This window comes from Pseudomonas sp. ASL7, assembly GCF_056680375.1.
In genome coordinates this window covers 2,107,868-2,133,426 of the sequence record NZ_CM155279.1, presented here as the reverse complement: position 1 = coordinate 2,133,426, position 25,559 = coordinate 2,107,868, and the positions used below count along the sequence as shown (strand labels likewise).

Sequence of the window (25,559 nt, the reverse complement as noted above, 5' to 3'; positions counted from 1 at the left end):
CAAATCCCCTGTGGGAGCGAGCCTGCTCGCGAAGAGGCCGGGGCGGTTTCAGGTGCGATAACGCAGCGCATCCAGCAGCAGCGCAAACGCGGGCGAGGCCTGGCGCCGGCTGGGGTAATACAGGTGGAACCCGGAAAACGGTGCACACCAGTCCTCAAGCACTGGCACCAGTCGACCGGTTGCAATGTGCGCGGCGACCAGATCTTCCGGGATGTAGCTCAAGCCGAAACCGTCGAGTGCTGCGTGCAGGAGCTGGTACACACCGTTAAACGTGACCTGTCCCGACACCCGGACATTCAGGCTTTCCTGAGCCTTTTTAAACTCCCAGGTGTACAAGCCGCCGTGGGTGGGCAGCCGCAGGTTATTGCACGAGTGCTCCGTGAGGTCGCGCGGCGTCAGCGGTTTCGAGCGGTTGGCAAAGTACGCCGGGGAGCCCACCACCCGCATGCGCATGTCCGGCCCGATACGGGTCGCGATCATGCCCTGCGCCACGTCCTCGCCCAAACGCACACCGGCATCGAACCCCTCGGCGGCGATGTCGACAAAGCTGTAGTCGCAACACACCTCCACCGAGATGTCCGGGTACTGCGCCAGAAAGGGTTTCAACGCTGGCCAGAGGATGAACTCCAGCGCATGGTCCGTTGCATTGAGGCGGATTTTACCCGCCGGTTTGTCGCGCAGAACACTCAGCTCGGCCAGTTCGATCTCGATTTCTTCGAAGTGCGGGCCAACCGTTTCCAGCAGACGCTGACCGGCCTCGGTGGGCGACACGCTGCGTGTCGTGCGCGTCAGCAGGCGCAGTCCCAATCGCGCTTCCAGGCCGCGAATCGTATGGCTCAGCGCCGACTGGGAAACACCGAGCTTACCGGCCGCCTTGGTAAAACTTCGCTCCCGCGCAACCGCGAGGAAGGCGAGCAGATCATTGGCGTTTTCCCGAAGCATTCATGAGCCTCCCTCATAGGTATTAACTGATTCTAGCGGCTAATCAGAGGAGTGAGCAGCGGGTAAATTGAAGGGGATTGCACTTTACTTACCGAGAACAGCCATGAAGAACCTTACAGCCATAGCGCTCTCGCTTTCGCTACTGGCCTTCGATTCACAGGCTCAGGAGACCCCGATGCTGACAGTGACCCCCAACGGTTCCCAACCTTCGATGAAAGGCCCCGCCGACTATTTCACCGGCACCGTGCGTGTCGATGCGCCATTCAAAGGCTCGGAGCCGGCGGCGGTCAGCGGCGCCACGGTCACCTTCGAACCCGGCGCCCGCACCGCGTGGCATACGCATCCGTTGGGGCAGACGTTGATCGTCACCGCAGGCACCGGCTGGGTACAGCAGTCTGGTCAACCCGCTCAAGTGATTAAACCGGGCGACACCGTGTGGATTCCACCTCATGTGAAACATTGGCACGGCGCCACGTCCACGACGGCCATGACCCACATCGCCATCGCCGAAGTGCAGGACGGCAAAGTAGTCGACTGGTTGGAGCAGGTTGGCGATCAGGAATACGCTATCGCCCAATAACGGATACGCGCCCGAAATCCAATCGGATTGCGGGCGCGAGTCATTCACATCATCGGCGGTAATTTATCCAGGATCTTGTCCAGTGTGATCGGGTAGTCGCGAACGCGCGCACCTGTGGCGTTATAGATCGCATTGGCAATGGCCGCGCTGACACCACAAAGCCCCAACTCCCCGACACCTTTGGCTTTCATTGGTGATGACATCGGGTCGATTTCATCGAGGAAAATCACTTCCTGATGCGGGATGTCCGCGTGCACCGGTACTTCATACCCCGCCAGATCGTGATTGACGAAGAAGCCCTGGCGCTGGTCCACCACCAACGCCTCCATCAATGCCGCACCGACCCCCATTGTCATCGCACCAATCACCTGACTGCGCGCCGAGATCGGGTTGAGAATGCGCCCGGACGCGCACACGGCCAGCATCCGTCGCACGCGGGTTTCTCCCGTCGCGACGTCAACAGCGACTTCGACAAAGTGCGCGCCGAAGGTGGATTGCTGGTACTTATTGCTCAGTTCAGCGAACTCGATGGCGTCTTCGGCGACGATCTCCCCGCCTTGCGCGGCGCTGCCCAATGGCACTATTTTCCCGCCGACACGCACTTCACCGTCGATGAACACCGCTTCGTCGGCACTGACGCCCAGGCGCTGCGCAACCGCCTCGCGGAGCTTGACGCAGGCTGCATACACGCCTGCCGTCGAACAGTTGGCGCCGAACTGCCCACCGGATCCGGACGACACAGGAAAGTGTGAATCACCCAGGCGCACGACGACTTTTTCGAGTGGCACGCCCATCATTTCCGCCGCCGTCTGGCCGATGATCGTGTAACTTCCGGTGCCGATGTCGGTCATGTCGGTTTCCACCGTCACGGTTCCCTGATCATCCAGCCGAACGCGTGCCCCGGATTTCACCTGGAGGTTATTGCGAAACGCGACACCGACGCCCATGCCGATCAGCCAGCGGCCTTCGCGCTGCGTGCCCGGTTGCGCATGACGCTTGTCCCAACCAAAGCGGTTGGCCCCGTTGCGCAGGCATCCGACCATTTGCCGCGTTGAAAAAGGCCGGTCAGGGTGGGTCGGATCGACCTGCGTGTCATTGAGAATCCGAAACTCGATGGGGTCGAGTTTGAGTTTTTCCGCCATCTCGTCCATGGCGATTTCCAGCGCCATCAGGCCGGGGGCTTCACCCGGTGCGCGCATGGCATTGCCTTCAGGCAAATCAAGCGTCGACAGGCGCATCGTCACCCGTCGATTTTCGGCGGCATACAACAGTTTGCTCGGTTGCGCGGCCCGCTCGACTTTGCCTCCGGGCAAATCGCCGGACCAGCTTTCGTGGCCGATGGCGGTCATCTTGCCGTCGCGCGTGGCACCGATGCGGATGCGTTGGATGGTTGCCGGGCGGTGGGTGCTGTTGTTGAACATCATTGGGCGCGCCAGTGCGACTTTCACCGGCCTGCCGGCCAGGCGCGCGCCGAGGGCTGCGAGCACGGCGTCCGCCCGGATGAACAGCTTGCCGCCAAAGCCACCGCCAATGTAGGGCGAAATCAACCGCACGTTTTGCTTCGGTATGCCGAGGGTGGTCGCCAGATCGCTGACAGACCAGTCGATCATTTGGTTGGACGTCCACACCGTCAGTTGGTCGCCGTCCCATGAGGCCATCGAGGCGAAGGGTTCCATCATCGCGTGGGCCTGATCGGGGGTGGTGTAGGTCTCGTCCAGTTGCACGGGTGCTGACGCGAACGCACCGGCAAAATCGCCATGGGTGACGTCTGGCATTTCGGTGGTTGGCGCCGCCGATTCGCGGGTGCTGGCAAGATTGAAGGCGCCCTCTGCGGCAGCATAATTGACGGTGACCAATTCAGCAGCGGCTCTAGCCTGTTCGAACGTTTCGGCCACCACCAATGCAACTGCCTGGTGGTAATGCTGAATGTCGGGGCCTGCAAGCAGTTTTGCGGTGTTGTATTTGCCTTGGCCGAGTGGGCCGGCATTTGCCGCCGTGACAATCGCGATCACCCCCGGCGCGGCTTTGGCAGCGTCCAGCGCCATGGAGCTGATGCTCCCTTTGGCGATGGCCGAGCCGACCACCACGCCATACGCCTGATTCGGTACGGCATCGTGGTGCTCATACGCGTAGGGCGCAGTGCCGGTGGTCTTTAACGGCCCTTCGATACGGGTCGTGGGCTTACCGACTACTTTCATCTGATCGATGGGATTGGCCGTGGCGGGCGTGTCGAATTTCATGCCTGAGCCCTCGCTTGCGTCATCAGCGAAGCGAGCGTGCGCTCGACCAGGGTCAGTTTAAATGCGTTTTCAGGGGTCGGGGTGGCGCCGGCGAGCAACTGTTCCGTGACCGCCTTTGCGCCTTGCGCCATCGCCGACTCGGCAGACTCCACACGCCAGGGCTTGGGCGCGACGCCGCCCAGCGCAACACGGCCTGAGCCGTCCCGCTGAATCACGGCGCCGACGGCAATCAGGGCGAACGCGTAAGACGCGCGGTCACGCACCTTCTGGTAAATGTGCGTGCCGCCGAGCGGTGCCGGGAGTGTGACAGCCGTAATCAACTCGTGCGCGGCCAAGGTGGTTTCGATATTCGGCGTATGGCCGGGCAGGCGATGCAAGTCCGCCATCGGAATGACGCGTGTGGTGCCGTCGGGTCGTACCGTTTCAATTTGCGCATCCAGGGCACGCATCGCCACCGCCATATCGCTGGGGTGCGTAGCGATGCAGGCATCGCTCACACCGATGATGCCCAGCGGCCGACTGAAGCCATTGATGGCGGAACAGCCGCTGCCAGGCTGGCGTTTGTTGCACGCTTGATTTGTGTCATAGAAGTAAGGGCAACGGGTGCGTTGCAGCAGATTGCCTGCCGTTGTGGCCATGTTGCGCAACTGGCCGGAAGCGCCCGCGAGCAGGGCGCGGGAGAGCAAGCCGTAATCCTTTCTGATGCGTGCGTCGGCCGCGAGGTCGGTGTTTCTGACCAATGCGCCGATTCTCAAGCCGCCTTCCGGCGTGGCTTCGATCCGGTCCAGTGCGAGGCCGTTGACGTCGATGAGTTGGGTCGGCGTTTCGATCTCGAGCTTCATCAGGTCCAGCAGATTGGTGCCGCCCGCAATGAACCGTGAGCCGTTGTCCTGTGCGGCCAGCGTTGCGGCTTCGGCAGGGGATTGGGCGCGTAAATAGGTAAAGGGCCTCATGCGCTGGCCTCCGCGACTTCGGTGATCGCCTCGATGATGTTGGAATACGCACCGCAGCGGCAGATATTGCCGCTCATGCGCTCCTGGAGTTCGCTGGCGATCAGCTGGGGCTGTTCGGTAAGACTGGGGCTGGCATGGCTTGGAATGCCGTTGCGGATTTCCTCCAGCACCGCGACCGCAGAGCAGATCTGCCCCGGCGTGCAATACCCGCATTGATAGCTGTCGTGCTTGATGAACGCAGCCTGCATCGGATGAAGTTTTCCCGGCGTTCCCAACCCTTCAATGGTGGTGACCTTCGAGCCTTCGTGCATCACCGCCAGCGTCAGGCAGGCATTGATGCGCCGGCCATCGGCAATCACCGTGCAGGCGCCGCACTGACCGTGGTCACAGCCTTTTTTGCTGCCGGTGAGCTGCAGGTTCTCGCGTAGCGCATCGAGCAGTGTGGTGCGGGTGTCGACCTCCAGCGCGCGATCTTGGCCGTTCACAGTGATCGACAGCTTCGATTTGATGGGGCGCGCGGCATTGGCCGCAGAGGCTTGCGCGCAGATGAACGGGGGAAGCGCCAGCGCCGTCGCAGTAACGGCACCGACAATCAGGAATTTACGTCTGGATATCGATGTCAGGTCACGGTCGTCCATTGGTTCGATTCCTATGCGGAGCCGGCGTTGGTTACCAGAAATAGTGACCCTTATGGGCGCTGAAGGTTTTTGCGTTTTTCGGCTATAGAGTTATGTGTCCTGCTCATGAATCGCCTTCGCGCACGGGAAGCGCCAGCACGTTATGATTGGCACGTCCGCACTCAACGTCAGAGCCACAATGCCCCAGATCACCCATTTCAAAACGCCGTGCCCCGAACACCTCAACAGCCAGATCCTGCAGATGGTCGTCGACAACCTGACCGACATCAGTATGGTCGCCATCCCGCCGAGCAACCTGTTGTACAACGTGTACCAGTACGCGATTGGCTATGAGGTTCATCTCTATCTGGAGGCGTTGAACGGGGCAAAAGGGATTGCCGTGGAATTGCTGGTCGCGACGGACGTCGACGATCCGGACACGGTCGTCGGCTTTTTGCTGTTCCTGCCCATCAAGGACGATCCCGAGGCGTGTGGCGTGGCCTACATGGCGGTGCAGGCCGGCCATCGGCGGCAGGGCATCGCGCGGCGCCTGCTACGGGAAATGGTTGGCCGCTACCCGCACGCCGAGCTGACGTGCGCGGTTGCCAAGGTCTCCTGGTTTGAGTCGATGGGGTTTCAGGTCGTGGGCGTGCGCGGGACTCAGGTGTTGATGAATACCCGCGATCATGGCTCCGACGGCTTGATGGGGCTGTTGGATGTCGCCTCGATCTACAGCTCGCTGGAGGTGCGGCAGATTCATACGTACCTGCTGCAAAAGCACGGCAAGCGGGCGATGCTCGATGCGGAAAAACAGCGTGACCGGCATCTGGACCAGATGACGCGCAAGGCCAATGAATTTGTCCGCGAACGCTTGGGTGCACTCGGTTAAAAAGGTGGGAGCGAGCCTGCTCGCGAAGGGGGCCTGGCATTCAACATTGATTCGACTGACACACCGCCTTCGCGAGCAGGCTCGCTCCCACAGGAGCCCGGCCAGTGCCGGGCTTTTGGGTGTCTGGACGTCGTGTGATTAAAAAAGAGCCTCAACGCTCTCTGATGGGGAGGAAGTGGAGCCCTGAGGCTCAAGATGCGCGTGAAACAAGTGATGAGCTTGATAGGGGTTCAGATCACTCACCACTTACGCAACGGCTTGAGTCAACAAGTGGCTGCGTAAATCCATCGTAGAAAGTTGCGGTTTTACACTCAAGTACCACTAGTCGAATCCCCCGGCCCCCCCTGTGGGAGCGAGCCTGCTCGCGAAGAGGCCGGCACAATCACCGCAAATCCCAGACAAAATAAACACGCTTCCTGTAGCAGCTGGCGCAGCCTGCGTTCGGCGGCGCAGCCGTCGTGAAACCTGTGCACGAGGTATTTCTGATGCACCGCGTCGGCTGATTTCACGACGGCTTCGCCGCCGAACGCAGGCTGCGCCAGCTGCTACAGATCGCATTCCGGATGGCATTCACCGTCATGAACAACCGGAGCGCAGAACTCAATCCCCGAGGGTGAACACCAATGCCTTCAACCCGCATTCGACATCCGCGTCAGGAAACTCTGGCGGATTGTCCAGCCGTTGCACAAAACGCAGGCTCGGTGCTTCACGGGTGACGCCGTCGATGAGGAAGTCCGCACCGAAGGCCGGGTCGTTCATGCAGGCCAGCACAGTGCCTTGCGGGCCAAGCAATTCCGGCAGGCGGCGCAGCACGCGCTGGTAGTCCTTGGTCAGCAGGAAGCTGCTTTTCTGAAAGGATGGCGGGTCGATGATCACCAGGTCGTAAGGGCCCTTGCCGATCACCTTGCCCCATGACTTGAACAGGTCATGGCCGAGAAAACTTACCTTGCTCAAGTCATGCCCGTTGAGCCGGTGATTGTCGCGGCCACGGCTCAAGGCCGGGCTGGACATGTCCAGGTTGACCACCTGGGTCGCGCCGCCTTCGATGGCCGCCACCGAGAACCCGCAGGTGTAGGCAAACAGGTTCAACACCCGCTTGCCCACGGCATTCGCCCGCACCCAGTCGCGACCGTAACGCATGTCGAGGAACAAGCCGGTGTTCTGTTTGCGGCCCAGGTCCACCCGATACTGCAGGCCTCCCTCGGTGATCGTCAGCTCGTCGATCTCATCGCCCACTAACCACTCGGTGGTGCTTTGCAGCAAATAGCGGTGTTGCAACAGCAAGGTGCGCGCACCCGATTGTTCCCAGGCGGGCGCCTGCGTGAGCGCCAGCAGCTGCTGTTTCAACGCCTCCAGTTGCGCCGCTTCAGGTTCCTTGAATAACGACACCAGCACAACGCCTTGCAGCCAGTCCACCGTCAGTTGCTCCAGCCCCGGCCAGCAACGACCACGGCCGTGGAACAGCCGGCGGGTTTCTGCGGGGGGCGTTGCCAGGGCGGTCAGCAAATGGGCGTGCAGGGTGCAGAGGGCGTCTGAGTTCATCGGGCTGGGTCGGCAATTTGAGGGGGCGGCATTTTAACCACAATTACGCAAAACCTGTGGGAGCGAGCCTGCTCGCGAAGGCGGCATCACATTCAACAGCAATGTTGACTGATCTACCGCCATCGCGAGCAGGCTCGCTCCCACAGGTTTTGAGGGGGTAATTATCACGTTTAATTTAACTTTACGTGAGGATTTGGCGATCTTCAGGCCCCCATACTTGGCCCCATCGATCAACCGCCGGGAGCCCGACATGTCGCCATTACCTGCTCCACCCACGGTCAACACTCATCCGCGCTGGCTGCGGCTGACCCATTGGCTGAACGCCCTGGCGGTGCTGGTGATGGTCACCAGCGGCTGGCGAATCTATAACGCCTCACCCCTATACGATTTCAGTTTTCCCAAGTCGATCACCCTGGGCGGCTGGCTTGGCGGCGCGCTGCAGTGGCATTTCGCGGCGATGTGGTTCCTGGCGTTCAACGGCCTCATCTACCTGATCATCAACATCGCCAGTGGCCGTCTGTCGCGGCGCTTTTTTCCGGTCTCGCCCAAAGGTGTCGTGCATGACCTGTGGGCAGCGTTGCGAGGGCGGCTGGGGCATGCCGACCTGAGTCATTACAACCAGGTGCAACGGGTGGCCTACCTGTTCGTGATGGTCGACATAGCGCTGCTGGTGGTTTCCGGGCTGGTGTTGTGGAAATCCGTGCAGTTCCCGCTGCTGCGTGAATTGTTGGGCGGCTATGACACCGCACGGCATGTGCACTTCATCGCAATGTCGCTGTTGGTGGCTTTCGTCGCGGTTCATCTGGTGATGGTGGCAGTGGTCCCCAAAACGCTGTTGGCCATGATTGTCGGTCGCAAGGAGTCGGTATGAAAAAGCGCATAGACGGTTCAGGGCTGGACGAGTCGTCCATCCTGACAGACGCCCGGAAAATCATCGCCCCGCAGATCGAGGATCGCTCACGCCGCTCGTTTCTGATGCGTGGCCTGACCCTCGGCGGCGTTGCCATGCTGTCCGGGTGCAACCTGACTGACAACGAAAGCGTCGAGACTGCGCTTTCTTCCATGTCCCGCTTCAATGACCGGGTGCAGGGCTGGTTATTCAACCCCAATGCACTGGCGCCGACCTATTCCGAGTCGATGATCACCCGACCGTTTCCCTTCAATGCCTTTTACGGCATCGATGAGGCTCCGACGGTCGAGGAAGAAAGCTATCGCCTGGAGGTCACCGGACTGGTCGCCGACAAACGCAGCTGGCGGCTCGAAGAACTGCGGGCCATGGCGCAGACCGAGCAGATCACCCGGCACATTTGCGTCGAAGGCTGGAGCGCGATCGGGCGCTGGGGCGGCGTGCGGTTCAGCGATTTCCTGAAGCGGGTCGGTGCCGACACGGAGGCCAAATATGTCGGTTTCAAATGCGCCGACGACTACTACACCAGCATCGACATGGCCACTGCGCTGCACGCGCAGACCTTGCTGACTTTGACCTATGACGGCGCGGTGCTGCCGCGTCAATACGGCTTCCCGATGAAGCTGCGCATGCCCACCAAGTTGGGCTACAAAAACCCCAAACACATTCAGGCGATTTTCGTCAGTAACACCTACAGCGGTGGCTACTGGGAAGACCAGGGCTACAACTGGTTCGGTGGCAGCTGACGGCGCCTGCCCACTTCACCGCGTAGCGTTCGCTGCGCTCACTCGCCACCTGTGCTTCAAGGAGTTTTCATCATGAAAAAGTTAACCACCGCCGTTCTGTCCATGTGCCTCGCCCTGGGCGCCGCCAGCGTGTTCGCCGCCGAGGCAACAACGACTAACGGTATGAGCAACGACTCGATGTCCAAGGATGCCATGCAGAAAGACACCATGAAAAAGGACACCATGTCCAAGGATGCCATGAGCAAGGACACGATGAAGAAAGACACCATGTCCAAGGACCCCATGAAGAAAGATGCGATGACCAAGGACCAGGACGCCATGAAAAAAGCCACGCCGTCCTACTGATCCGGACACCGTCATTCAAGGGTATGACTTGAAGTCATACCCTCATGACTTTTAATGGTTACAGCCCCGCAAACCCCCAGTGTTAAAAAATCGCAAACACAGCTCATCAACTACAAAAAGAGCGTTTGCACCCATGCCTGATTCTCTGCGCCACGTCCTTCGCTCTTCAATCCCCGACAGTTGTCACGCGACCTCCACGGTCTGCTTGCGCATCGATTAACCCAAATCCCTGAAGAGAAATACCCCATGAAAGAACTCGACCTGTACATCGGTGAAGGTTTCGAAGGCCCTGGCGTGAACGCCGCACACATCAACATTCTGATCGGTCCGCGCAACGGTCCAGCGGGGCAGGCGTTTGCCAACAGCCTGGCGTCGCCGAGCCAGGGGCATTGCCCGTTCATGGTGATTGCGCAACCGAACATCCCGGTCAAACCGATGACCCTTTACGTCAACAAAGCCGCGATCGGCAGCGACCTGCACGGTAACGCCACCTGGGGCGCGTCCCAGGCCGGTATCGCCAAGGCGGTGCTCGAAGCGTTGCTGGACGGCACCTTGCCGCCGGAAGCCGAAGACGAATGGGCGATCGTGACGGCCAACTGGGTCAACCCGGCCTGCGATGACCTCGATGCGGTCTACCTGAACAACTACAACGCCTGCCGCACGGCGATCCGTGCCGCGCTGACCGGCAAGCCGGAAACCGCGCAACTGGCGGATGTGGTCAATCACATCAGCAACCCTTTCTACACCCCAAAAGCCTGAGGTCCGCGCCATGCAATACATTCGTTTGGGCAACTCCGGCCTTGAAGTCTCCCGCCTGTGCCTGGGCACCATGAACATGGGCACCCCGGATTGGAAGCCGTGGATCTTCGACGAGAAGAAAAGCGAGCCGATCATCAAGCATGCGCTGGACAACGGCGTGAACTTCATCGACCTGGCGGACTTCTATTCCGCAGGTACAGGCGAAGAAGTGGTGGGGCGCATCGTCAACCGCCTGGCCCGTCGCGAAGACCTGGTGATCACCACCAAGGTCGGCTATGGCACCCGTACCGGGATCAACGCCAGCGGCCATTCGCGCAAGCACATCATGGACAGCATCGACGCTTCGCTGAAGCGCCTGAACATGGATTACGTCGATGTGTTCATGCTGCATTACTTCGACGTGAACACCCCGGTTGAAGAAACCATGAGCGCCATGAACGACATCGTGCGCTCCGGCAAGGCCCGTTATATCGGCGTGTCGACCATGCTCACCGGGCAACTGGCAAAAATCCTCATGGCTTGCGAGCGCAATGGTTGGGTCAAGCCGATCAACATGCAGCTGCAACTGAACTGCGCCTACCGCGAAGAAGAGCGCGAGATGATTCCGTTCTGCCGCGATCAAGGCCTCGGCGTTTCGGTGTTCAGCCCACTGGCCCGTGGTTTGCTGACCGGCGACGTGCAGTCGACACGCAACCAGACCGACTTCTTCACTCAGCAGATGTACAGCGACCAGGCTTCGTTTGAAATCGCCCATTCGGTACAACGCGTGGCCCGTGCCCGTGGCGTGTCGAACGCACAGATCGCCCAGGCCTGGGTCGCCAACCATCCGGGCGTGGATTGCATGCTGGTGGGTGCCGACACCACCGAGCAGTTCGACAGCGCGCTGGCCGCGCTGGAGACCAAACTGGATGCCGAGGAGTTGCATGAGCTGGAGCGCAACTACACCCCGTGCGACGTGATCAACGATTACACCGCAGGCCGGCGTATCTTGCGTTCGGCCCGTCCGGGCCTGGAACGTTTCAACCTGACCGAGGCGGTGGCATGAGCGCGCTGATCCGTAACGGCAACTACATCGACGGCCAATGGTCCAGCGGTGGTCCGACTTACCCGGTGCTGAACCCGGCCAATGGCGAACTGATCATCGAGGTGCAAAAGGCCGGCGCCGAAGCCACCAACCTCGCCATCGACGCCGCCCATCGGGCTTTGCCCGCCTGGCGCAAGCTCACCGCAAAAGAACGCAGCCAGAAGCTCAAGCGCTGGAGCGAGCTGATGCTGAGCAACCAGAAGGATCTGGCGATATTGCTCAGTCGCGAGCAGGGCAAGCCACTGGCCGAAGCCATGGGCGAAGTGGTCTACGCGGCGAGCTTTCTGGAGTGGTTCGCCGAAGAAGCCAAACGGGCTTACGGCGATGTGATCCCGAGCCATAAGGCCGATGCGCGGATCATCGTGGTCAAGGAAGCCATCGGCGTAGTCGCGGCGATTACTCCGTGGAACTTCCCGCTGGCCATGGTCACGCGCAAGGTCGGCCCGGCGCTGGCGGCCGGTTGCACGATGATTCTCAAGCCGTCGGAAGAGACGCCGTTGTCGGCGTTCGCCCTGGCCGTGTTGGCAGAGCAGGCGGGCATTCCGGCTGGTGTGTTCAACATCGTCTCCGGCGACGCCGTGGCCATCGGCGGTGCGCTGCAAGCGTCCGGCATCGTGCGCAAACTGTCGTTCACCGGTTCCACCCGCACCGGCAAATTGCTGATGCGCCAAGCCGCCGACACCTTGAAAAAGGTCTCGCTGGAACTGGGCGGCAACGCGCCGTTCATTGTCTTTGATGACGCCGATCTGGACGCTGCCGTCAAAGGGGCGATGGCGTCGAAATTCCGCAACACCGGGCAAACCTGCGTCTGTGTGAACCGCTTCTTCATTCAGGACGGCGTGTACGAGGCCTTCACCGGCAAGTTGGCCGAAGCGGTGGCGGCAATGCGCGTCGGCCGTGCGCTGGACGGTGAAACCGAGCAAGGTCCGCTGATCAACGCCGCCGCACTGGCCAAGGTCGAACTGCATGTCGGTGATGCGCTGGAGAAGGGCGCCAAGCTGTTGTGCGGCGGTCGTCGCCATGCGCTGGGGGGCACGTTCTATGAACCGACCATCCTCGCCGAAGCCAACAGCGACATGCTGATTGCCCAGGACGAAACCTTCGGCCCAGTGGCGGCGTGCTTCCGCTTCAAGGACGAAGCTGAAGTGTTGCAACGGGCCAACGACACGCCATACGGCCTGTCGGCCTACTTCTATAGCCGCGACATCGGCCGTGTATGGCGCATGGCCGAAGGCCTGGAAGCCGGCATGGTCGGGATCAACGAAGGGATCATTTCCACGGAAGTGGCGCCGTTCGGCGGCATCAAGGAATCGGGCCTCGGCCGCGAGGGTTCCAAGTACGGTCTGGAGGACTACCTGGAAATCAAATACCTGCTGATGGGCGGTCTGTAGGAGCGAGCTTGCTCGCGATGGTCGTCAACGATAACGCTGGATGCCTGACACCCCGATGCGTTCTCAGGTTTATCGCGAGCAAGCTCGCTCCTACAGGTGTCACACGTTTCACTTCTCCGTCAATAACAACAAATTGGAGATTTACATGTCCGTTCAACCGATAAAAATCGACGACCTGCCCATTGGGCGCTTTCACCTGAAAATCGCCGGGTTGACCTTCGGCGCACACTTCACTGACGGCTACATCCTGGGCCTGATCGGTATCGCGTTCACATTGCTCAGCCCGCAAATGCACCTCGATGCATTCTGGCAGGGCCTGATCGGTGCATCGGCGCTGATCGGTTTGTTCCTTGGCAGCCTGTTTTTCGGCTGGATTTCCGACAAGGTCGGCCGGCAGAAAATCTTCCTGGTCAGCTTCGTGCTGATCACCATTGCTTCGGTCATGCAGTTCTACGCCGAAACAGCCATGGGCCTGTTTCTCTGCCGGGTGCTGATCGGTATTGGCCTGGGCGGTGATTTCAGCGTCGGCCACGCCATGCTCGCCGAGTTCTCGCCGAAGAAACACCGGGGCGTGTTGCTCGGTTCGTTCAGCGTGATCTGGACCTTCGGCTATGTCGCCGCGACCTTTGTCGGTACCGCCATGCTGAGCCTTGGTGACGATGCCTGGCGCTGGATGCTGGCGTCGTCGGCCATTCCTGCGGCGTTGATTCTGATCGCCCGCATCGGTACGCCGGAGTCGCCGCGCTGGTTGGTGAATCAGGGCCGAATCGCCGAGGCGCGCGCCATCGTCAAGAAGCACCTGGGCGACAACGTCGAGCTCGACGAAACCCAATCCAGCGAAACCCGTTCCGGCTACGCGGTGCTGTTCAGCCGTGAATACCGCAAGCGCACGGCGTTCAACTGCCTGTTCTTTGTTTGCATCGTCATGCCGTACTTCGCGATCTACACCTTCCTGCCGTCGATCCTGCAGAAAATGGGGCTGGCCGAAGGCTTTGGCACCGAGTTGATGCTCAACTTGCTGCTGATTCTGGGCGCGCTGATCGGGATTTGGTGCACGGTGAAATTCTCGCGCCGGGGCTTCCTGATCAATTCGTTCATCATTCTGGCGGTGGCGTTGTTTTTGCTGGCGGTGCTGCCGGGCAGCGCAGCGTTCCTGATGGTGCTGGTGTTCGGGCTTTTCACCCTGGTGCTGTCGGCAGTGAGTAACCTGGTGGGCGTGTTTCCGGCGGAGAGTTTTCCGACTGAAGTGCGGGCCAGCGGGATCGGCCTGGCCACGGCGGTGAGCCGCCTGGGCTCGGCGGTGAGTACGTTCCTGTTGCCGGTGAGTGTGGCGGGGATTGGCCTGAGCCCGACCATGGGCATCCTGGCGGCGATTCTGGCGCTGGGGGCGATAATTTCCTGGGCCTGGGCGCCGGAAACCAAGTCCCTGACGCTGAGTCAGGCGTGCAAGGCGCAGAGCCCGGTGGAGGGGAGTGCATCGGTGGCAACGAAAGTCGCAGCCCCGATCTAAATAGCTACACAGATCAACTGTAGGAGCGAGCTTGCTCGCGATGGAGTGTCAGTCGATATCAATGTAGCTGACACACCATCGCGAGCAAGTTCGCTCCTACAGTGGGGCATCGGTGTTCTAGGGATTGCTGACCAACCCCAACCAATCCGTAAACAACCGGACCTTCGACAAGCCCTGCTTGTCGTTCGCCACATCCAGCCAATAGCCATACGGCCCGATCACTTCCACCGGGGTGATCGGCAACAGGCTGCCATTGGCCAGTTCCTTATCGATCATCTGCCGGTCGATCACCGCCAACCCGCCACCAGCCAACGCCGTGTGGATCACCTGATCCAGGGTGCTGAATTCCAGACCTTGCCCGGCATCGACATCTTCGCGGCCCATCGCCGCCAGCCAGTTCTCCCAAACCTTCAGGCGTTTGCCATCGTGCAGGATGTGCAGCAATGGAAACTGTCGCAGGTCTGGCGGCTGACCATCGATAAACAACTCCGGACTGGCCACCGCCATGTGCCGCTCCATCACCAGCAACTGACTGCTGCAATGGTTGGCCGCTTCGAGGCCGAAGCGGATATTGCAGTCGATTTCCGCGAGGCTGTCGTGGCCGCTCTGGTTTGTGACGCTGAGGCTGATGTCCGGGAAGCGTTGGCAGAAGGCGCGCAAGTGCGCCGACAACCAGCGCGTGGCCCAGGTCGGCGGTGCAGCGATGCGCAGGCGCTGGCGCAGGTTAGGCACGCGCACCGCTTGCAGGGCGCGTTCGACGTGGTCGAAGGCATCGCTCAGTTGCGGGGAGAGGGCGAGGCCGGTTTCGGTTAGCGTCAGGCCCTGAGGTGTGCGGGTAAACAGGGCTACACCGAGATAGTCTTCGAGCTGCTTGATCTGACGGCTGACCGCGCCTTGGGTGACGTTCAGACCCAGCGCCGCCTGGCTGAAACTGCGATGCCGCGCCACTTCTTCAAAGACGCGCAGCATGTTGAGCGAGGGCAGTTGACGCATGAAAGAAAGGCTCCGCGGTGTTGCGTGGGGCAGGCTGATTGTGTTGTTTTGGATGGCTATGTTTTGTGGGGCCTATCTGACTATTAGTCATGGGCTGATGCAAGTGTTGTTTGGGCTGGCGCCTTCGCGAGCAGGCTCGCTCCCACAGGGGAACACAATTCTGTGTTCCCCTGTGGGAGCGAGCCTGCTCGCGAAGGCGTCCTTAAGGACGCAAAAAAATCCGGATCAGAAGTAATACCCGATGTTCATGTACAACTGGTTTTCCCACTGGTTGCTACCACCGGCCCCCAAGCTCTGGGTGTAGCTGCTACCACCGATATACGGATCATTCTTGCCATACAACCACTCCGTGGCGACCCACAGTTTGCTGACGGAGAACGAGGTGCCAAAAATCATCCGCTGCGAAGTCTTGAAGTCGTCGGCGGATTTGTCGAAGGCGCTGTAGTTGGCGTACACCTTCACACCGCTGATCTGATCGAACAGGTACTTGCCGCTGACGTCGTAGCTCACGTCCGCCACGTACAGATTGCCGCGACTGGCGACGTTAAAGGTGCCGTCGTAACCGCCGAAGGTCACCAACTCATCAGAGCCGGGGTTACGCGGCGACATCTGCTGCCGCGCCGCTTGCAACTGCACCCCCCACGGGCCGTTCTTGCCCAGGTAATGCACGGCCACGGCGTTGCGTCGGCCATCGTCATTGGTGTCCTTGTTCTCCAGCGACGAGGTCAGGCCGGAGAGGCCGACCTCGGATTTCCATGGCCCCAGGTCCAGGGCCTTGGCCACCCGCAGCACCACGGTGTTGCGTTCCTGGTTATTGCTGCCATCGGTGACGTAGCTGTCGGCCTCGGACACCACGGTGGAGTAGGTGACCCCGTTGCTGGTGCCTTTGCCTTGCCACGCCGGACGCAGGTAGTAACCGGCCTGGACGTTCCAGTCGCCCGATTGCTGGATGTACTTGGCGCCGATTTGTTGTACATCTTCCAGGCCGATGACGTTGCCCAGGGTTTCGTAGAAAGTGCTGCCGAAGTATGGCTGCAAACCGAACGGCACTGAGTTCAGGCCCACTTGCACTTGCTGGTCGGGGTTGAACTTGTAGCCGGCCCATGCGTACTTGGCGAATTGGATATCGCCGTAGTTCTTGGTGTACTTGTAGGGATAGGAACGGCCATAGAAACGGTACTGGGCCTCACCGATCCAGGTGTCGGAGTTGTACTTGGCGCTGAGGAACACCGTGTCCAGGCCGAAGTTCTGGATGTCACGATCCGGGTCGTAGTCCCAACGGGCGCGAATGGCGCCGCCCAGGTCGAGGTTGTCGGTTACTTGCACGGCCATGGCCGGTGCGGCAAAAGTGCAGAGCAGAGCGAGGTACGACGGACTAAGGCGCAGGGAAGCAGGGAGGGGCATGGGGCAGCTCTCGGTCATTTTTATTAGAGATGCTGGCCAGTCTTGCGATCAACGATGTGTTGAACAAATGATAAAAAATGCGAGACAACGTTCGTCAAACGCATGTTACTGAGAAAATACTGTAGGACTATGCAAGGCGGGCGTGGGATGCTTTGTGCCTCGTAACCCCAATCGAGAGCCTTCCATGAAACGGAAAATGCCCGGCCTCAACGCGCTTAAAGCCTTTGAAGTGGCCGGCAGCACGGGCAGCTTCACCCGCGCTGCCGAGTTGTTGAATGTGACGCAGAGTGCGGTCAGCCGGCAAGTGCGACAGCTGGAGGAACAGCTCGACGAGAGTCTGTTGGAGCGGCGTCACCACCACCTCGAACTGACCAGCGCCGGTCGGATTTTGCTGCGCGCGCTGCATCAATCCTTCGACAAGATCGAGCTGACGGTGCGTAGCATCCAGCAGAAATCCCATGCCAACCGCTTGCACATCAACGCACCGCCGACCTTCACCAGCCGCTGGCTGATGCCTCGCCTGGGACGGCTGCGCGAAAAGCATCCGGAGCTGGAGCTGAGCATTACCACCCGTCTGCAAGACAGCCTGGCGGAAACCAGCACCCTGGACTGCGCGATCCGTTTCGGCGACGGCGAATGGGACGGGCTGGACAGTTCGCTGCTGATTCAGGAACGGCACATCGCAGTGTGCGCACCGTCCTTGTATGCGCGGGAGTGGAACGAGGGCGGCATTGACCTCAATCGCCTGACATTGCTGCATGTGCTGGCCCGGGAAGACCAGCGCTACCTGACCTGGAAACACTGGCTGGACGCGGCGAAAATCAGCGGTGTCGACACCCAGGGTGGTTACGAATTCGATCTGCTGGACCTGGCCATCCGCGCCGCGACAGACGGCTTGGGCATCACCATTGCCGACTGGCACATGGTGGCGCCGGAATTGGCCAGCGGGCAGTTGACCCAGGTGCTCAACGTGCACGTGGAAGGGCATCAATCGTACTGGCTGGTAACCCGCCCGGAGCAGACGTTGATGCCGCAATTGCAGGTGTTCAGCCAGTGGTTGCAAGAGGAAATCTGGTTGGCGCAAAGGCAACTCGAACCCTCCACCGCCGCCAGCTAACCCCACAGAACCCTGTAGGAGCGAGCTCGCTCGCGATGGACGTAAACGATGACGCATGCTGTCTGGAAAAAATGCGTCGCCTGCAAATTTATCGCGAGCAAGCTCCCTCCTACAGGGAATTTTATCAACTGGGGGGTAACCTGCATTTTTAGAATGTTACACCGCTCAATAAATCGTTTGTTCAACGCAGTCCAGATGCCAAGACTGCAAGCACTGGATAAAAACAACGATGGGCGATGCACATGCGACTCGAACGAAATTTTGTTAACGGTCACTTCATTGAACCTGCCAGCGATGCGCTGATTGCGGTGTACAACCCGGCGACTGAAGCGCTGGTTGGCCAGGTCTCGGCGGCCACTGCCGATGAAGCTACCGCCGCGGTCGAAGCGGCCGCTGCTGCCCAGAAAACCTGGGGCAAACTCACCAGCATCGAACGCGCCGAACACCTGCGTTCGTTTGCCGATGCCCTTGAAGCCTGTGCCGAAAACATCGGTGAAGCCCTGGCCGCAGAATCCGGCAAGAGCGTCGTCGACGCCAGCAACGAAGCCCGTTATGCGGCGCAGATCACCCGCTACCACGCCGAATGGGCGCGCCGGATCGAAGGCGAGATCATTCCCAGCGACACCCCGGACGAAAACCTGTTCCTGCACCGCGAGCCGATTGGCGTAGTCGCGTGCCTGATTCCATTCAACTACCCGGTCTATACGCTGCTGCGCAAAATCGCCCCGGCGCTGATTGCCGGCAACACCGTGGTGGTACGCCCGAGCAACAACACCCCGACCTCGGCCTTCGAAATCGCCAAGGCGGTGCAGCAGTCCGGTTTACCTGCCGGTGTGGTGAACATCCTGACCATGGACCACGCCACGGCGGCTGCGGTTTGCACCCATAAGGCGGTCGGTTTGATCACCCTGACCGGTAGCGTCAACGCCGGGCGTATCGTGCTCGATTACTGCAAGGCCAACATCGCCAAGCCATCGCTGGAACTGGGCGGTAAAACCCCGGCGATCATCGAAGCCGACGCCGATCTTGAAGCCGCTGCTACCGCGATCGTCGCGTCCAAGACCACGCATTGCGGCCAATTGTGCACGGCAGTAGAGCGGGTCTATGTGCAGGAAAGCGTCTACGACCAATTCCTCGCGTTGCTCAAAGCCAAGATCGGCGCAGTGAAGTTCGGCGACCGCGCCACCGATGCCAGCCTGATGGGGCCGTTGGTCAACGCCAGTTCGCAACAGAGCATCCACGCCATGGTCGAGCGCGCCGTCGCTGACGGTGCTGTACTGGAAACAGGCGGTTTTATCCCGCGAGGCAACGGTCATTTCTACCCGCCAACGCTGCTCAGCGGCTGCCGCCAGGACATGGAAATCATCCAGGAAGAGATCTTCGGGCCAGTGTTGCCGGTGCTCAAGTACCGCGACATCGACGAAGCGCTGGCCATGGCCAACGACCATCAGTTCGGCCTGTCGTCGGTGCTGTACACCGAGAACTACCGCACCACGATGAAAGTCGCCAACGCCATTGAAGCGGGCGAGTTGTACGTCAATCGCACTCCGGCCGATCCGTACCAGGGCTTCCACGCCGGCTGGAAACGCTCGGGCCTGGGCGGGGATGACGGCAAGCACGGCATGCTTGAATTCACCCAGACCCGTCTGGTGGTCATGAAGTACTGAACCACCTGAAATACGCCTCACGCCTGACCTATAAAAACAATTTTCAGGGGCGCCCGGACCACCGGGCTGCCCGAGGTTTCCTAGATGTCCAAGCCTGCATCCACTGCTGCCGCTGTTCAGGGATCGAACGCGGTTTCAAAAAGCCACAGTGACAAGGGAAGTCGCTATTTCCAACTGATGCTTCTGGTGCTGGCTGCCGGCGCGATCTACCCGATCCTGTACCTGCGCCAGGTCTACCAGACCACCATGCTCGAAGTGTTCCAGATCAACCACAGCGAACTGGGTTACCTGTACTCGATGCTGGGGACGATTTTCCTGCTCAGCTACCTTCCAAGCGGCTGGCTGGCGGACCGGATTGCACCACGCTTTCTGATTTTCTTCTCGTTGGTCGCCACCGGCGCGTTGGGCCTCTGGTATTCCACTGCGCCATCGATGACCGGGTTGATGATCATCTTCGGTTGCTGGGGCCTGACCACTGGCCTGACCTTCTGGGCCTCGGTGCTCAAGCGCGTGAAAATGATCGCCCATCATACGGAGCAAGGCCGGTTTTTCGGCGTCCTCGATGGCGGTCGCGGGTTGGTTGAGGCGTTGTTGGCGACGGTCGCATTGGGGTTGTTTGCCTTTGCCACCGAAACCCGTGGCGAATCGGCCGCCGAAGGCTTCAAACACGTGGTTTACCTCTATGCCTTCACTTGTATCGCCATTGGCTGTGTGCTGGTGTTGATCAAGGACCCGAAGTCCATGGAAGACACGGCACCGGTGGAGAAGGGCACGTTCAACCTGCTCAGCGATCTGACGACGCTGGTGAAAATCCCCGAGCTGTGGCTGGTAACGGCCATTGTGTTCTGCGGATATCACATCTTCTGGGCCACCTACAGCTTCTCCGATTACTTGCAGGGCGGCGGTATGACTGCGGTCATGGCCGGCACCATCACCACGATCAAGTTGTGGATGCGCCCGATCGGTGGCATCGGCGGTGGCTGGCTCGGTGACAAGTTCTCGAATATTTCAGTGCTGATCGTGGCGCTGTTCTGCGCGACATTGGCGATGGTCGGCCTGATCGTGTTCCCGGCGCTCAACAGCATGGGCCTGCTGATTGGTACGGTGATTTTCATCGGCCTGATGACCTACGCCATTCGCGGTTTGTACTGGGCGATTCTCGACACCTGCAACATACCGCTGCGCATCACCGGCCTCGCCATCGGCATCGTCTCGGTGGTCGGTTACCTGCCGGATGCCTTCATTCCCTTGATCAACGGCTACCTCACCGAGCATTTCCCCGGCGCCGTTGGTTACAAGCTGTATTTCGGCTACATCGCTTTCGTCGGCCTGCTCGGGACCCTCGCGGCCCTGACCTTGCGCGCTCGTATCAACCGTAAATCTTTGATCAAGACAGGTGCCTGAGATGAAAATCGTCGCCCTTGAAACTCATATTGTTGCCGTTCCGCCACCGCACATTGGCGGCATGTACTGGCTGTTCGTCAAGCTCAAGACTGATTGCGGCATCATCGGGGTGGGCGAGATCTACGCCGCGACCTTCGGCCCGAAAGCCATGCTGCCGATCATCGAAGACGTGTTCGAGCGCTACCTGCTTAACCATGACCCGCACCACATCGAGCGCTTCTTCCGTCAGGCCTATTCGAGCGGTTTCACCCAGCGCCCGGACTTGACCATGATGGGGGTCGTCAGCGGCCTGGAGATGGCGTGCTGGGACATTATCGGCAAAGCGGCGAACAAGCCGGTGTATGAACTGTTGGGCGGCAAGGTCAACGAGCGCCTGCGTTCCTACACCTACTTGTACCCGGTCAACAGCAAGGGCGAGTACGACTACGACGACCCGGACCTGGCCGCCGAATGCGCCATCGAGAACATGAACAAAGGCTTCACCGCCGTGAAGTTCGACCCGGCCGGGCCTTACACCGCGTACTCCGGGCACCAGATTTCCCTGGAAGTGCTGGAGCGCTGCGAAACCTTCTGCCGCAAGATCCGCGAAGCGGTGGGCGACAAGTGCGACCTGCTGTTCGGCACCCACGGGCAGATGGTGCCGTCCTCGGCCATCCGCCTGGCTAAACGTCTGGAGAAATACGACCCGCTGTGGTTCGAAGAACCGGTACCGCCGGGTCAGGAAGACGCCATGGCGCAAGTCGCGGCCAAGACCAGCATTCCGATTGCCACCGGCGAGCGGCTGACCACCAAGTACGAGTTCTTCAAGCTGCTGCAAGCCGGTGGTGCGTCGATTCTGCAGATGAACGTCGCGCGTTGTGGCGGCCTGCTGGAAGCCAAGAAAATCGCCAGCATGGCCGAAGCCTACTACGCGCAAATCGCGCCACACCTCTACAACGGGCCGATTGGCGCCGCCGCCAGTTTCCAGTTGGCGACCTGCACGCCGAATTTCCTGATTCAGGAAAGCATCATGACCTGGGGCGGTTTCCACGCCGAGGTCCTGACCAAGCCGCTGCAATGGGAGGACGGCTACATCATTCCGTCCACCGAGCCGGGCCTGGGCGTTGAGCTGAATATGGACGTGGTGCGCAAGCATTCGCCGTACACCGGCGAGCGCCTGCACCTGCAAATGGCGCCGACCCCGGCTGACGTCAAAGACACATCGCCAGCCCGCGGCTGACGGAAATTGTGGGAGCGAGCCTGCTCGCGAAGGCGGCAGCACATTCAGCATCAATGTTGACTGACCCGGCGCTTTCGCGAGCAGGCTCGCTCCCACAATAGGAACGGCGCTAATTGGCGGTTTTTTTGTACAACGACTTACGCGGTAACCGTGCATGACTTACGACTACATCATCGCTGGCGCTGGCGCCGCAGGCTGCATCCTCGCCAATCGGCTCTCGGCCTGCGGGAAATACTCGGTGTTGCTGCTGGAAGCGGGCGGCAAGGACAGTTCCCTGTGGTTCAAGATTCCGGTCGGCTTTGCCAAAATGTATTACAACCCGACCTTCAACTGGATGTATTACAGCCGGCCGCAAAAGCAGCTGAACAACCGTGAAATCTACGCACCGCGCGGCAAGGTGCAGGGCGGTTCGGGGTCGATCAACGCGATGATCTATGTCCGTGGCCAGGCCCATGATTTTGACGATTGGGCGGCCAACGGCAACGACGGCTGGGGCTTCAAGGACGTGCTGCCGTACTTCCGCAAACTGGAAAACCACCCGCTGGGCGACAGCGAGTACCACGGCGGCAGCGGCCCGATCAGCATCACGCCGATGAAGGGCCAGACGCATCCGATTTGCGACGTATTCCTCAAGGGCTGCGACGAACTCGGCTACCCGCACAGCGACGACTTCAACGGTCCGAAATTTGAGGGGGCGGGCATCTACGACGTCAACACAAAAAATGGCCAGCGTTGCTCCAGCAGTTTTGCGCATTTGCACCCGGCATTGAGCCGGCCAAACCTGACCGTCGAGCATTTCGCCCTGGTAGACCGGGTGCTGTTCGATAACGGCCGTGCAACCGGGATTTCCGTTACTCAACACGGGGTTGTGCGAACCTTCACCGCCAACAAAGAAGTCATTCTTTGCGCCGGTGCCGTGGATTCGCCAAAGATCCTGCAATTGTCCGGTGTCGGCGATCAGTCGCTGCTGGCCAGACACAGCATCCCGCTGGTCAAACACCTACCGGCGGTGGGGCAGAACCTGCAGGATCACCTGTGCGCCAGTTATTACTACAAAGCCAGCATCCCGACACTCAACGATGAGCTGAGCTCGCTGTTCGGTCAGTTCAAACTCGGCCTCAAATACCTGTTCACCCGCAAGGGCGCACTGGCCATGAGCGTGAATCAGGCCGGTGGTTTCTTCCGAGGCAACGAACAGCAGGCCAACCCGAACTTGCAGTTGTACTTCAACCCGTTGTCGTACCAGATTCCGAAAAACAACAAGGCCAGCCTCAAGCCCGAACCGTATTCAGGTTTCCTGCTGTGCTTCAATCCGTGCCGGCCGACCAGTCGCGGGCACATCGAGATTGCTTCGAAAAATCCCCGCGACGCGGCGCTGATCGACCCGAACTACCTGAGTACCCAAAAGGACATAGATGAGGTGATTCAGGGCAGCCGCTTGATGCGCAAGATCATGCAGGCACCGGCGCTCAAAGGTATCACCGTCGAAGAAGTGCTACCCGGCCCGGCCATCGAAAGCGATGAGCAGATGCTGCAGTATTTTCGGGAGAACAGCGGTTCGATTTATCACCTGTGTGGTTCCTGCTCGATGGGGACGGACACACAGCAATCGGTGGTCGACAAACGTTTGAAAGTACACGGCCTCGATGGAATTCGGATCGTCGATGCGTCGATTTTCCCTAACGTGACATCGGGCAATACTCACGCCGCCGTGTTGATGGTGGCAGAGAAGGGCGCTGACCTGATTCTGCAGGACGCCTGATTTTTCACATCAACCTGTATCAAAAGTGAATTTCCGCCAAGTCCGCTGCTCATACCTGATAGGTAGCGGATTTGAGCCCGCGAAATCATTGATGTCATCAGGGAGTAACACGGTCATGAGCCCAGTATCGATGGAGGGCGTTCCTGGCAGGTTGATTCTTGTGGTTGAAGACGACCCGTTGATCCTGGAGTTTCTCTGCGAAATTCTTCAGGAAGAAGGCTTTGTGGTTGAACCGCAGATCAGCGCAGACGCCGCATCGATTTATCTGCAACAGCATGCGCAGGACGTGAGTTTATTGCTGACCGACATCACCATGCCGGGCAAGCGCAACGGTGCGGACCTGGCCAATGAGTTCGGCGACCGCTGGCCGGACAAACCGATCATGATCATGTCCGGGTTCGAAACGCCGGAAAGTGCCGGGGTCAGGCATTCTGTCTCGTTCATCAAGAAACCCTGGGCACTTGGGCAATTGCTCGATTGCGTGCAAAGCGCATTCAAGTCGCACCGTAACTTGTAGGAGCGAGCTCGCTCGCGAAGGACTTGAGAGCAACGTGTTTATTCAGGATGAACGCGTTATCGTTAACGTCCTTCGCGAGCGAGCTCGCTCCTACATTTGAAGTGTGGCTTCAGTACAGGCCGGGGATCAACCGCCAACTGCGACTGCAATAAGCCTCGTATTCATTGCCAAACTTCGCCCTCAGCAGCGCCTCTTCGGAGTGGATACGAGCAATCAGCGGAACCAGCGTCAACACCACCAACACCAAGCCGACTCCTGAGCGAAACGCCAGCGCCCAGCCCAGCGCAATGACCAACATTCCCAAATAGCTGGGGTTGCGCAGGTTTCGGTAAATCCCTTCGGTCACCAGGCGGTGCTCCGGTTGTATGGCTACCAGGCCGCTGAAGCGGTTGCCCAGCACAAACACTGGCCACAGCCGCAGTGCGCCGCCGACGATGAACAGCAGCGCCCCGAGCCAACGCACGCCTTCGCCACCGAACGTCCAGAAGTCGACCCGGTCGGTGTAGGCCGGCAGGTACCCGCTCAATAACCCGATCACCCCGAAGGCCGGAAGTACCCAGCGATTGGCCCGGTCCTCTTGTTCTCCGGAGCTGAGGTTAACTTCGCTGAACAACGAAACAATCGTCATCACCAGGGTCGCCAGCGCAATGGCCACCAGCGCCGAATGAGAGCAGTAAGCCGCCAAGCCACCCAGCCCCCAAACGGCAAGCGCCAGGTAGGCGAGGGTGGATACGATGGCGAAGAACGCCAGTTTCGGCGAGATTTTCATGGACGCCACCACAATAGGAACATACCCCTCAGTGTAGCTGCCGCAGGCTGCGATCTTTTGACCTGCGGGCTTCGATGCACCATGAATTGGCGATTCGAGGCCTTGCGCGTAATCGCTGAGACGCTGAGCCCGGGGCCGGGTGAACTAAACTTGGAATAGGATCCTTCACCCTCGACTCGTCGAACCCTCGATGAGTCGGCTG

General features: G+C 60.0%; 23 protein-coding genes. 15 read left to right on the top strand and 8 right to left on the bottom strand.

Features of this window, described 5'->3' with window-relative positions:
• Nucleotides 1-48: 48 nt before the first annotated feature.
• The gene (locus tag AC1MDT_RS09705) at nt 49-942 is read right to left on the bottom strand and encodes a LysR family transcriptional regulator (RefSeq protein WP_480421806.1); all 894 of its coding nucleotides are present in this window, start codon (nt 940-942) and stop codon (nt 49-51) included.
• Between the two features lie 103 nt (nt 943-1,045).
• Between AC1MDT_RS09705 and AC1MDT_RS09700 the strand changes: the two genes are divergently transcribed.
• The gene (locus AC1MDT_RS09700) at nt 1,046-1,522 is read left to right on the top strand and encodes a (R)-mandelonitrile lyase (protein WP_480421805.1); all 477 of its coding nucleotides are present in this window, start codon (nt 1,046-1,048) and stop codon (nt 1,520-1,522) included.
• 44 nt (nt 1,523-1,566) lie between these two features.
• Here the strand turns inward: AC1MDT_RS09700 and paoC are convergent, their stop codons facing one another.
• Genes paoC through paoA form a run of 3 tightly spaced genes read right to left on the bottom strand, consistent with a single transcriptional unit; the run spans nt 1,567 to nt 5,353 of the window.
• The gene (gene paoC, locus AC1MDT_RS09695) at nt 1,567-3,762 is read right to left on the bottom strand and encodes an aldehyde oxidoreductase molybdenum-binding subunit PaoC (protein WP_480421804.1); all 2,196 of its coding nucleotides are present in this window, start codon (nt 3,760-3,762) and stop codon (nt 1,567-1,569) included.
• Complete coding sequence (locus AC1MDT_RS09690; protein WP_480421803.1) at nt 3,759-4,715, bottom strand: FAD binding domain-containing protein; 957 nt, start codon at nt 4,713-4,715, stop codon at nt 3,759-3,761. Before AC1MDT_RS09690 ends, paoC begins: the two co-directional genes overlap by 4 nt.
• On the bottom strand, nt 4,712-5,353 hold the full coding sequence (gene paoA / locus AC1MDT_RS09685) for an aldehyde dehydrogenase iron-sulfur subunit PaoA (RefSeq protein WP_480421802.1): 642 nt from the start codon (nt 5,351-5,353) through the stop codon (nt 4,712-4,714). Before paoA ends, AC1MDT_RS09690 begins: the two co-directional genes overlap by 4 nt.
• Nucleotides 5,354-5,531: 178 nt before the next feature.
• Between paoA and AC1MDT_RS09680 the strand changes: the two genes are divergently transcribed.
• Nucleotides 5,532-6,221 carry a GNAT family N-acetyltransferase gene (locus AC1MDT_RS09680; protein WP_480421801.1) on the top strand — a complete coding sequence of 230 codons (690 nt, stop codon included), beginning with the start codon at nt 5,532-5,534 and terminating at the stop codon, nt 6,219-6,221.
• 600 nt (nt 6,222-6,821) lie between these two features.
• Here AC1MDT_RS09680 and AC1MDT_RS09675 read toward each other — a convergent pair.
• Nucleotides 6,822-7,763, bottom strand: coding sequence for a class I SAM-dependent methyltransferase (locus AC1MDT_RS09675; RefSeq protein WP_480421800.1), 942 nt, complete (start codon nt 7,761-7,763; stop codon nt 6,822-6,824).
• A 250-nt stretch (nt 7,764-8,013) separates the two neighbouring features.
• On the opposite strand from AC1MDT_RS09675, the gene AC1MDT_RS09670 reads away from it, so the two are divergent.
• The 7 genes from AC1MDT_RS09670 (at nt 8,014) to AC1MDT_RS09640 (ending at nt 14,505) form a co-directional block, all read left to right on the top strand.
• Entirely contained in the window at nt 8,014-8,634 is a 621-nt protein-coding gene (locus tag AC1MDT_RS09670) for a cytochrome b/b6 domain-containing protein (RefSeq protein ID WP_480421799.1), read from the top strand.
• Nucleotides 8,631-9,416, top strand: a complete 786-nt coding sequence (locus tag AC1MDT_RS09665; protein ID WP_480421798.1) for a molybdopterin-dependent oxidoreductase — start codon at nt 8,631-8,633, stop codon at nt 9,414-9,416. The genes AC1MDT_RS09670 and AC1MDT_RS09665 overlap by 4 nt, the downstream gene beginning before the upstream one ends.
• 72 nt (nt 9,417-9,488) lie before the next feature.
• The gene (locus tag AC1MDT_RS09660) at nt 9,489-9,761 is read left to right on the top strand and encodes a pentapeptide MXKDX repeat protein (protein ID WP_480421797.1); all 273 of its coding nucleotides are present in this window, start codon (nt 9,489-9,491) and stop codon (nt 9,759-9,761) included.
• 246 nt (nt 9,762-10,007) lie between these two features.
• Complete coding sequence (gene fae / locus AC1MDT_RS09655) at nt 10,008-10,520, top strand: formaldehyde-activating enzyme (protein WP_160107486.1); 513 nt, start codon at nt 10,008-10,010, stop codon at nt 10,518-10,520.
• Between the two features lie 10 nt (nt 10,521-10,530).
• Nucleotides 10,531-11,565: an aldo/keto reductase gene (locus AC1MDT_RS09650; RefSeq protein WP_480421796.1), complete on the top strand. Its 1,035-nt coding sequence runs from the start codon at nt 10,531-10,533 to the stop codon at nt 11,563-11,565.
• Nucleotides 11,562-12,995 carry an NAD-dependent succinate-semialdehyde dehydrogenase gene (locus AC1MDT_RS09645; RefSeq protein WP_480421795.1) on the top strand — a complete coding sequence of 478 codons (1,434 nt, stop codon included), beginning with the start codon at nt 11,562-11,564 and terminating at the stop codon, nt 12,993-12,995. The genes AC1MDT_RS09650 and AC1MDT_RS09645 overlap by 4 nt, the downstream gene beginning before the upstream one ends.
• A 145-nt stretch (nt 12,996-13,140) precedes the next feature.
• On the top strand, nt 13,141-14,505 hold the full coding sequence (locus AC1MDT_RS09640) for an MFS transporter (protein ID WP_480421794.1): 1,365 nt from the start codon (nt 13,141-13,143) through the stop codon (nt 14,503-14,505).
• 117 nt (nt 14,506-14,622) lie between these two features.
• Here AC1MDT_RS09640 and AC1MDT_RS09635 read toward each other — a convergent pair whose 3' ends face one another.
• Both AC1MDT_RS09635 and AC1MDT_RS09630 read right to left on the bottom strand, forming a co-directional pair.
• The gene (locus AC1MDT_RS09635) at nt 14,623-15,498 is read right to left on the bottom strand and encodes a LysR substrate-binding domain-containing protein (RefSeq protein ID WP_480421793.1); all 876 of its coding nucleotides are present in this window, start codon (nt 15,496-15,498) and stop codon (nt 14,623-14,625) included.
• Between the two features lie 225 nt (nt 15,499-15,723).
• On the bottom strand, nt 15,724-16,902 hold the full coding sequence (locus AC1MDT_RS09630; RefSeq protein ID WP_480421792.1) for a hypothetical protein: 1,179 nt from the start codon (nt 16,900-16,902) through the stop codon (nt 15,724-15,726).
• A gap of 184 nt (nt 16,903-17,086) precedes the next feature.
• On the opposite strand from AC1MDT_RS09630, the gene AC1MDT_RS09625 reads away from it, so the two are divergent.
• The 6 genes from AC1MDT_RS09625 to AC1MDT_RS09600 all read left to right on the top strand — a co-directional run bounded on the left by AC1MDT_RS09625 (nt 17,087) and on the right by AC1MDT_RS09600 (nt 24,588).
• On the top strand, nt 17,087-18,019 hold the full coding sequence (locus AC1MDT_RS09625; RefSeq protein ID WP_480421791.1) for a LysR substrate-binding domain-containing protein: 933 nt from the start codon (nt 17,087-17,089) through the stop codon (nt 18,017-18,019).
• A gap of 242 nt (nt 18,020-18,261) precedes the next feature.
• Nucleotides 18,262-19,686 (top strand): aldehyde dehydrogenase, encoded by a 1,425-nt coding sequence (aldA, locus tag AC1MDT_RS09620; RefSeq protein WP_480421790.1) that lies wholly within the window; start codon nt 18,262-18,264, stop codon nt 19,684-19,686.
• Between the two features lie 84 nt (nt 19,687-19,770).
• A complete protein-coding gene (locus tag AC1MDT_RS09615; protein ID WP_480421789.1) occupies nt 19,771-21,090 on the top strand; it encodes an MFS transporter in 1,320 nt (439 codons plus the stop codon).
• 1 nt (nt 21,091) lies between these two features.
• On the top strand, nt 21,092-22,309 hold the full coding sequence (locus AC1MDT_RS09610) for a mandelate racemase/muconate lactonizing enzyme family protein (protein WP_480421788.1): 1,218 nt from the start codon (nt 21,092-21,094) through the stop codon (nt 22,307-22,309).
• Between the two features lie 154 nt (nt 22,310-22,463).
• Nucleotides 22,464-24,071, top strand: a complete 1,608-nt coding sequence (locus AC1MDT_RS09605; RefSeq protein WP_480421787.1) for a GMC family oxidoreductase — start codon at nt 22,464-22,466, stop codon at nt 24,069-24,071.
• 115 nt (nt 24,072-24,186) lie between these two features.
• Nucleotides 24,187-24,588 carry a response regulator gene (locus AC1MDT_RS09600; protein ID WP_480421786.1) on the top strand — a complete coding sequence of 134 codons (402 nt, stop codon included), beginning with the start codon at nt 24,187-24,189 and terminating at the stop codon, nt 24,586-24,588.
• Between the two features lie 109 nt (nt 24,589-24,697).
• Here the strand turns inward: AC1MDT_RS09600 and AC1MDT_RS09595 are convergent, their stop codons facing one another.
• Nucleotides 24,698-25,357: a methyltransferase family protein gene (locus AC1MDT_RS09595; protein WP_480421785.1), complete on the bottom strand. Its 660-nt coding sequence runs from the start codon at nt 25,355-25,357 to the stop codon at nt 24,698-24,700.
• Between the last annotated feature and the right edge of the window lie 202 nt (nt 25,358-25,559).

Bases quoted from the DNA above. Each gene is read 5' to 3' on its own strand.
- aldA (WP_480421790.1), top strand. From the start codon at position 18,262: ATGCGACTCGAACGAAATTTTGTTAACGGTCACTTCATTGAACCTGCC.
- AC1MDT_RS09675 (WP_480421800.1), bottom strand. From the start codon at position 7,763: ATGAACTCAGACGCCCTCTGCACCCTGCACGCCCATTTGCTGACCGCC.
- AC1MDT_RS09690 (WP_480421803.1), bottom strand. From the start codon at position 4,715: ATGAGGCCCTTTACCTATTTACGCGCCCAATCCCCTGCCGAAGCCGCA.
- AC1MDT_RS09595 (WP_480421785.1), bottom strand. From the start codon at position 25,357: ATGAAAATCTCGCCGAAACTGGCGTTCTTCGCCATCGTATCCACCCTC.
- AC1MDT_RS09700 (WP_480421805.1), top strand. From the start codon at position 1,046: ATGAAGAACCTTACAGCCATAGCGCTCTCGCTTTCGCTACTGGCCTTC.
- AC1MDT_RS09660 (WP_480421797.1), top strand. From the start codon at position 9,489: ATGAAAAAGTTAACCACCGCCGTTCTGTCCATGTGCCTCGCCCTGGGC.
- AC1MDT_RS09600 (WP_480421786.1), top strand. From the start codon at position 24,187: ATGAGCCCAGTATCGATGGAGGGCGTTCCTGGCAGGTTGATTCTTGTG.
- AC1MDT_RS09650 (WP_480421796.1), top strand. From the start codon at position 10,531: ATGCAATACATTCGTTTGGGCAACTCCGGCCTTGAAGTCTCCCGCCTG.
- paoA (WP_480421802.1), bottom strand. From the start codon at position 5,353: ATGGACGACCGTGACCTGACATCGATATCCAGACGTAAATTCCTGATT.
- AC1MDT_RS09630 (WP_480421792.1), bottom strand. From the start codon at position 16,902: ATGCCCCTCCCTGCTTCCCTGCGCCTTAGTCCGTCGTACCTCGCTCTG.
- AC1MDT_RS09645 (WP_480421795.1), top strand. From the start codon at position 11,562: ATGAGCGCGCTGATCCGTAACGGCAACTACATCGACGGCCAATGGTCC.
- AC1MDT_RS09705 (WP_480421806.1), bottom strand. From the start codon at position 942: ATGCTTCGGGAAAACGCCAATGATCTGCTCGCCTTCCTCGCGGTTGCG.
- AC1MDT_RS09670 (WP_480421799.1), top strand. From the start codon at position 8,014: ATGTCGCCATTACCTGCTCCACCCACGGTCAACACTCATCCGCGCTGG.
- AC1MDT_RS09680 (WP_480421801.1), top strand. From the start codon at position 5,532: ATGCCCCAGATCACCCATTTCAAAACGCCGTGCCCCGAACACCTCAAC.
- AC1MDT_RS09640 (WP_480421794.1), top strand. From the start codon at position 13,141: ATGTCCGTTCAACCGATAAAAATCGACGACCTGCCCATTGGGCGCTTT.
- paoC (WP_480421804.1), bottom strand. From the start codon at position 3,762: ATGAAATTCGACACGCCCGCCACGGCCAATCCCATCGATCAGATGAAA.
- AC1MDT_RS09635 (WP_480421793.1), bottom strand. From the start codon at position 15,498: ATGCGTCAACTGCCCTCGCTCAACATGCTGCGCGTCTTTGAAGAAGTG.
- AC1MDT_RS09625 (WP_480421791.1), top strand. From the start codon at position 17,087: ATGAAACGGAAAATGCCCGGCCTCAACGCGCTTAAAGCCTTTGAAGTG.
- AC1MDT_RS09610 (WP_480421788.1), top strand. From the start codon at position 21,092: ATGAAAATCGTCGCCCTTGAAACTCATATTGTTGCCGTTCCGCCACCG.
- AC1MDT_RS09605 (WP_480421787.1), top strand. From the start codon at position 22,464: ATGACTTACGACTACATCATCGCTGGCGCTGGCGCCGCAGGCTGCATC.
- AC1MDT_RS09665 (WP_480421798.1), top strand. From the start codon at position 8,631: ATGAAAAAGCGCATAGACGGTTCAGGGCTGGACGAGTCGTCCATCCTG.
- AC1MDT_RS09615 (WP_480421789.1), top strand. From the start codon at position 19,771: ATGTCCAAGCCTGCATCCACTGCTGCCGCTGTTCAGGGATCGAACGCG.
- fae (WP_160107486.1), top strand. From the start codon at position 10,008: ATGAAAGAACTCGACCTGTACATCGGTGAAGGTTTCGAAGGCCCTGGC.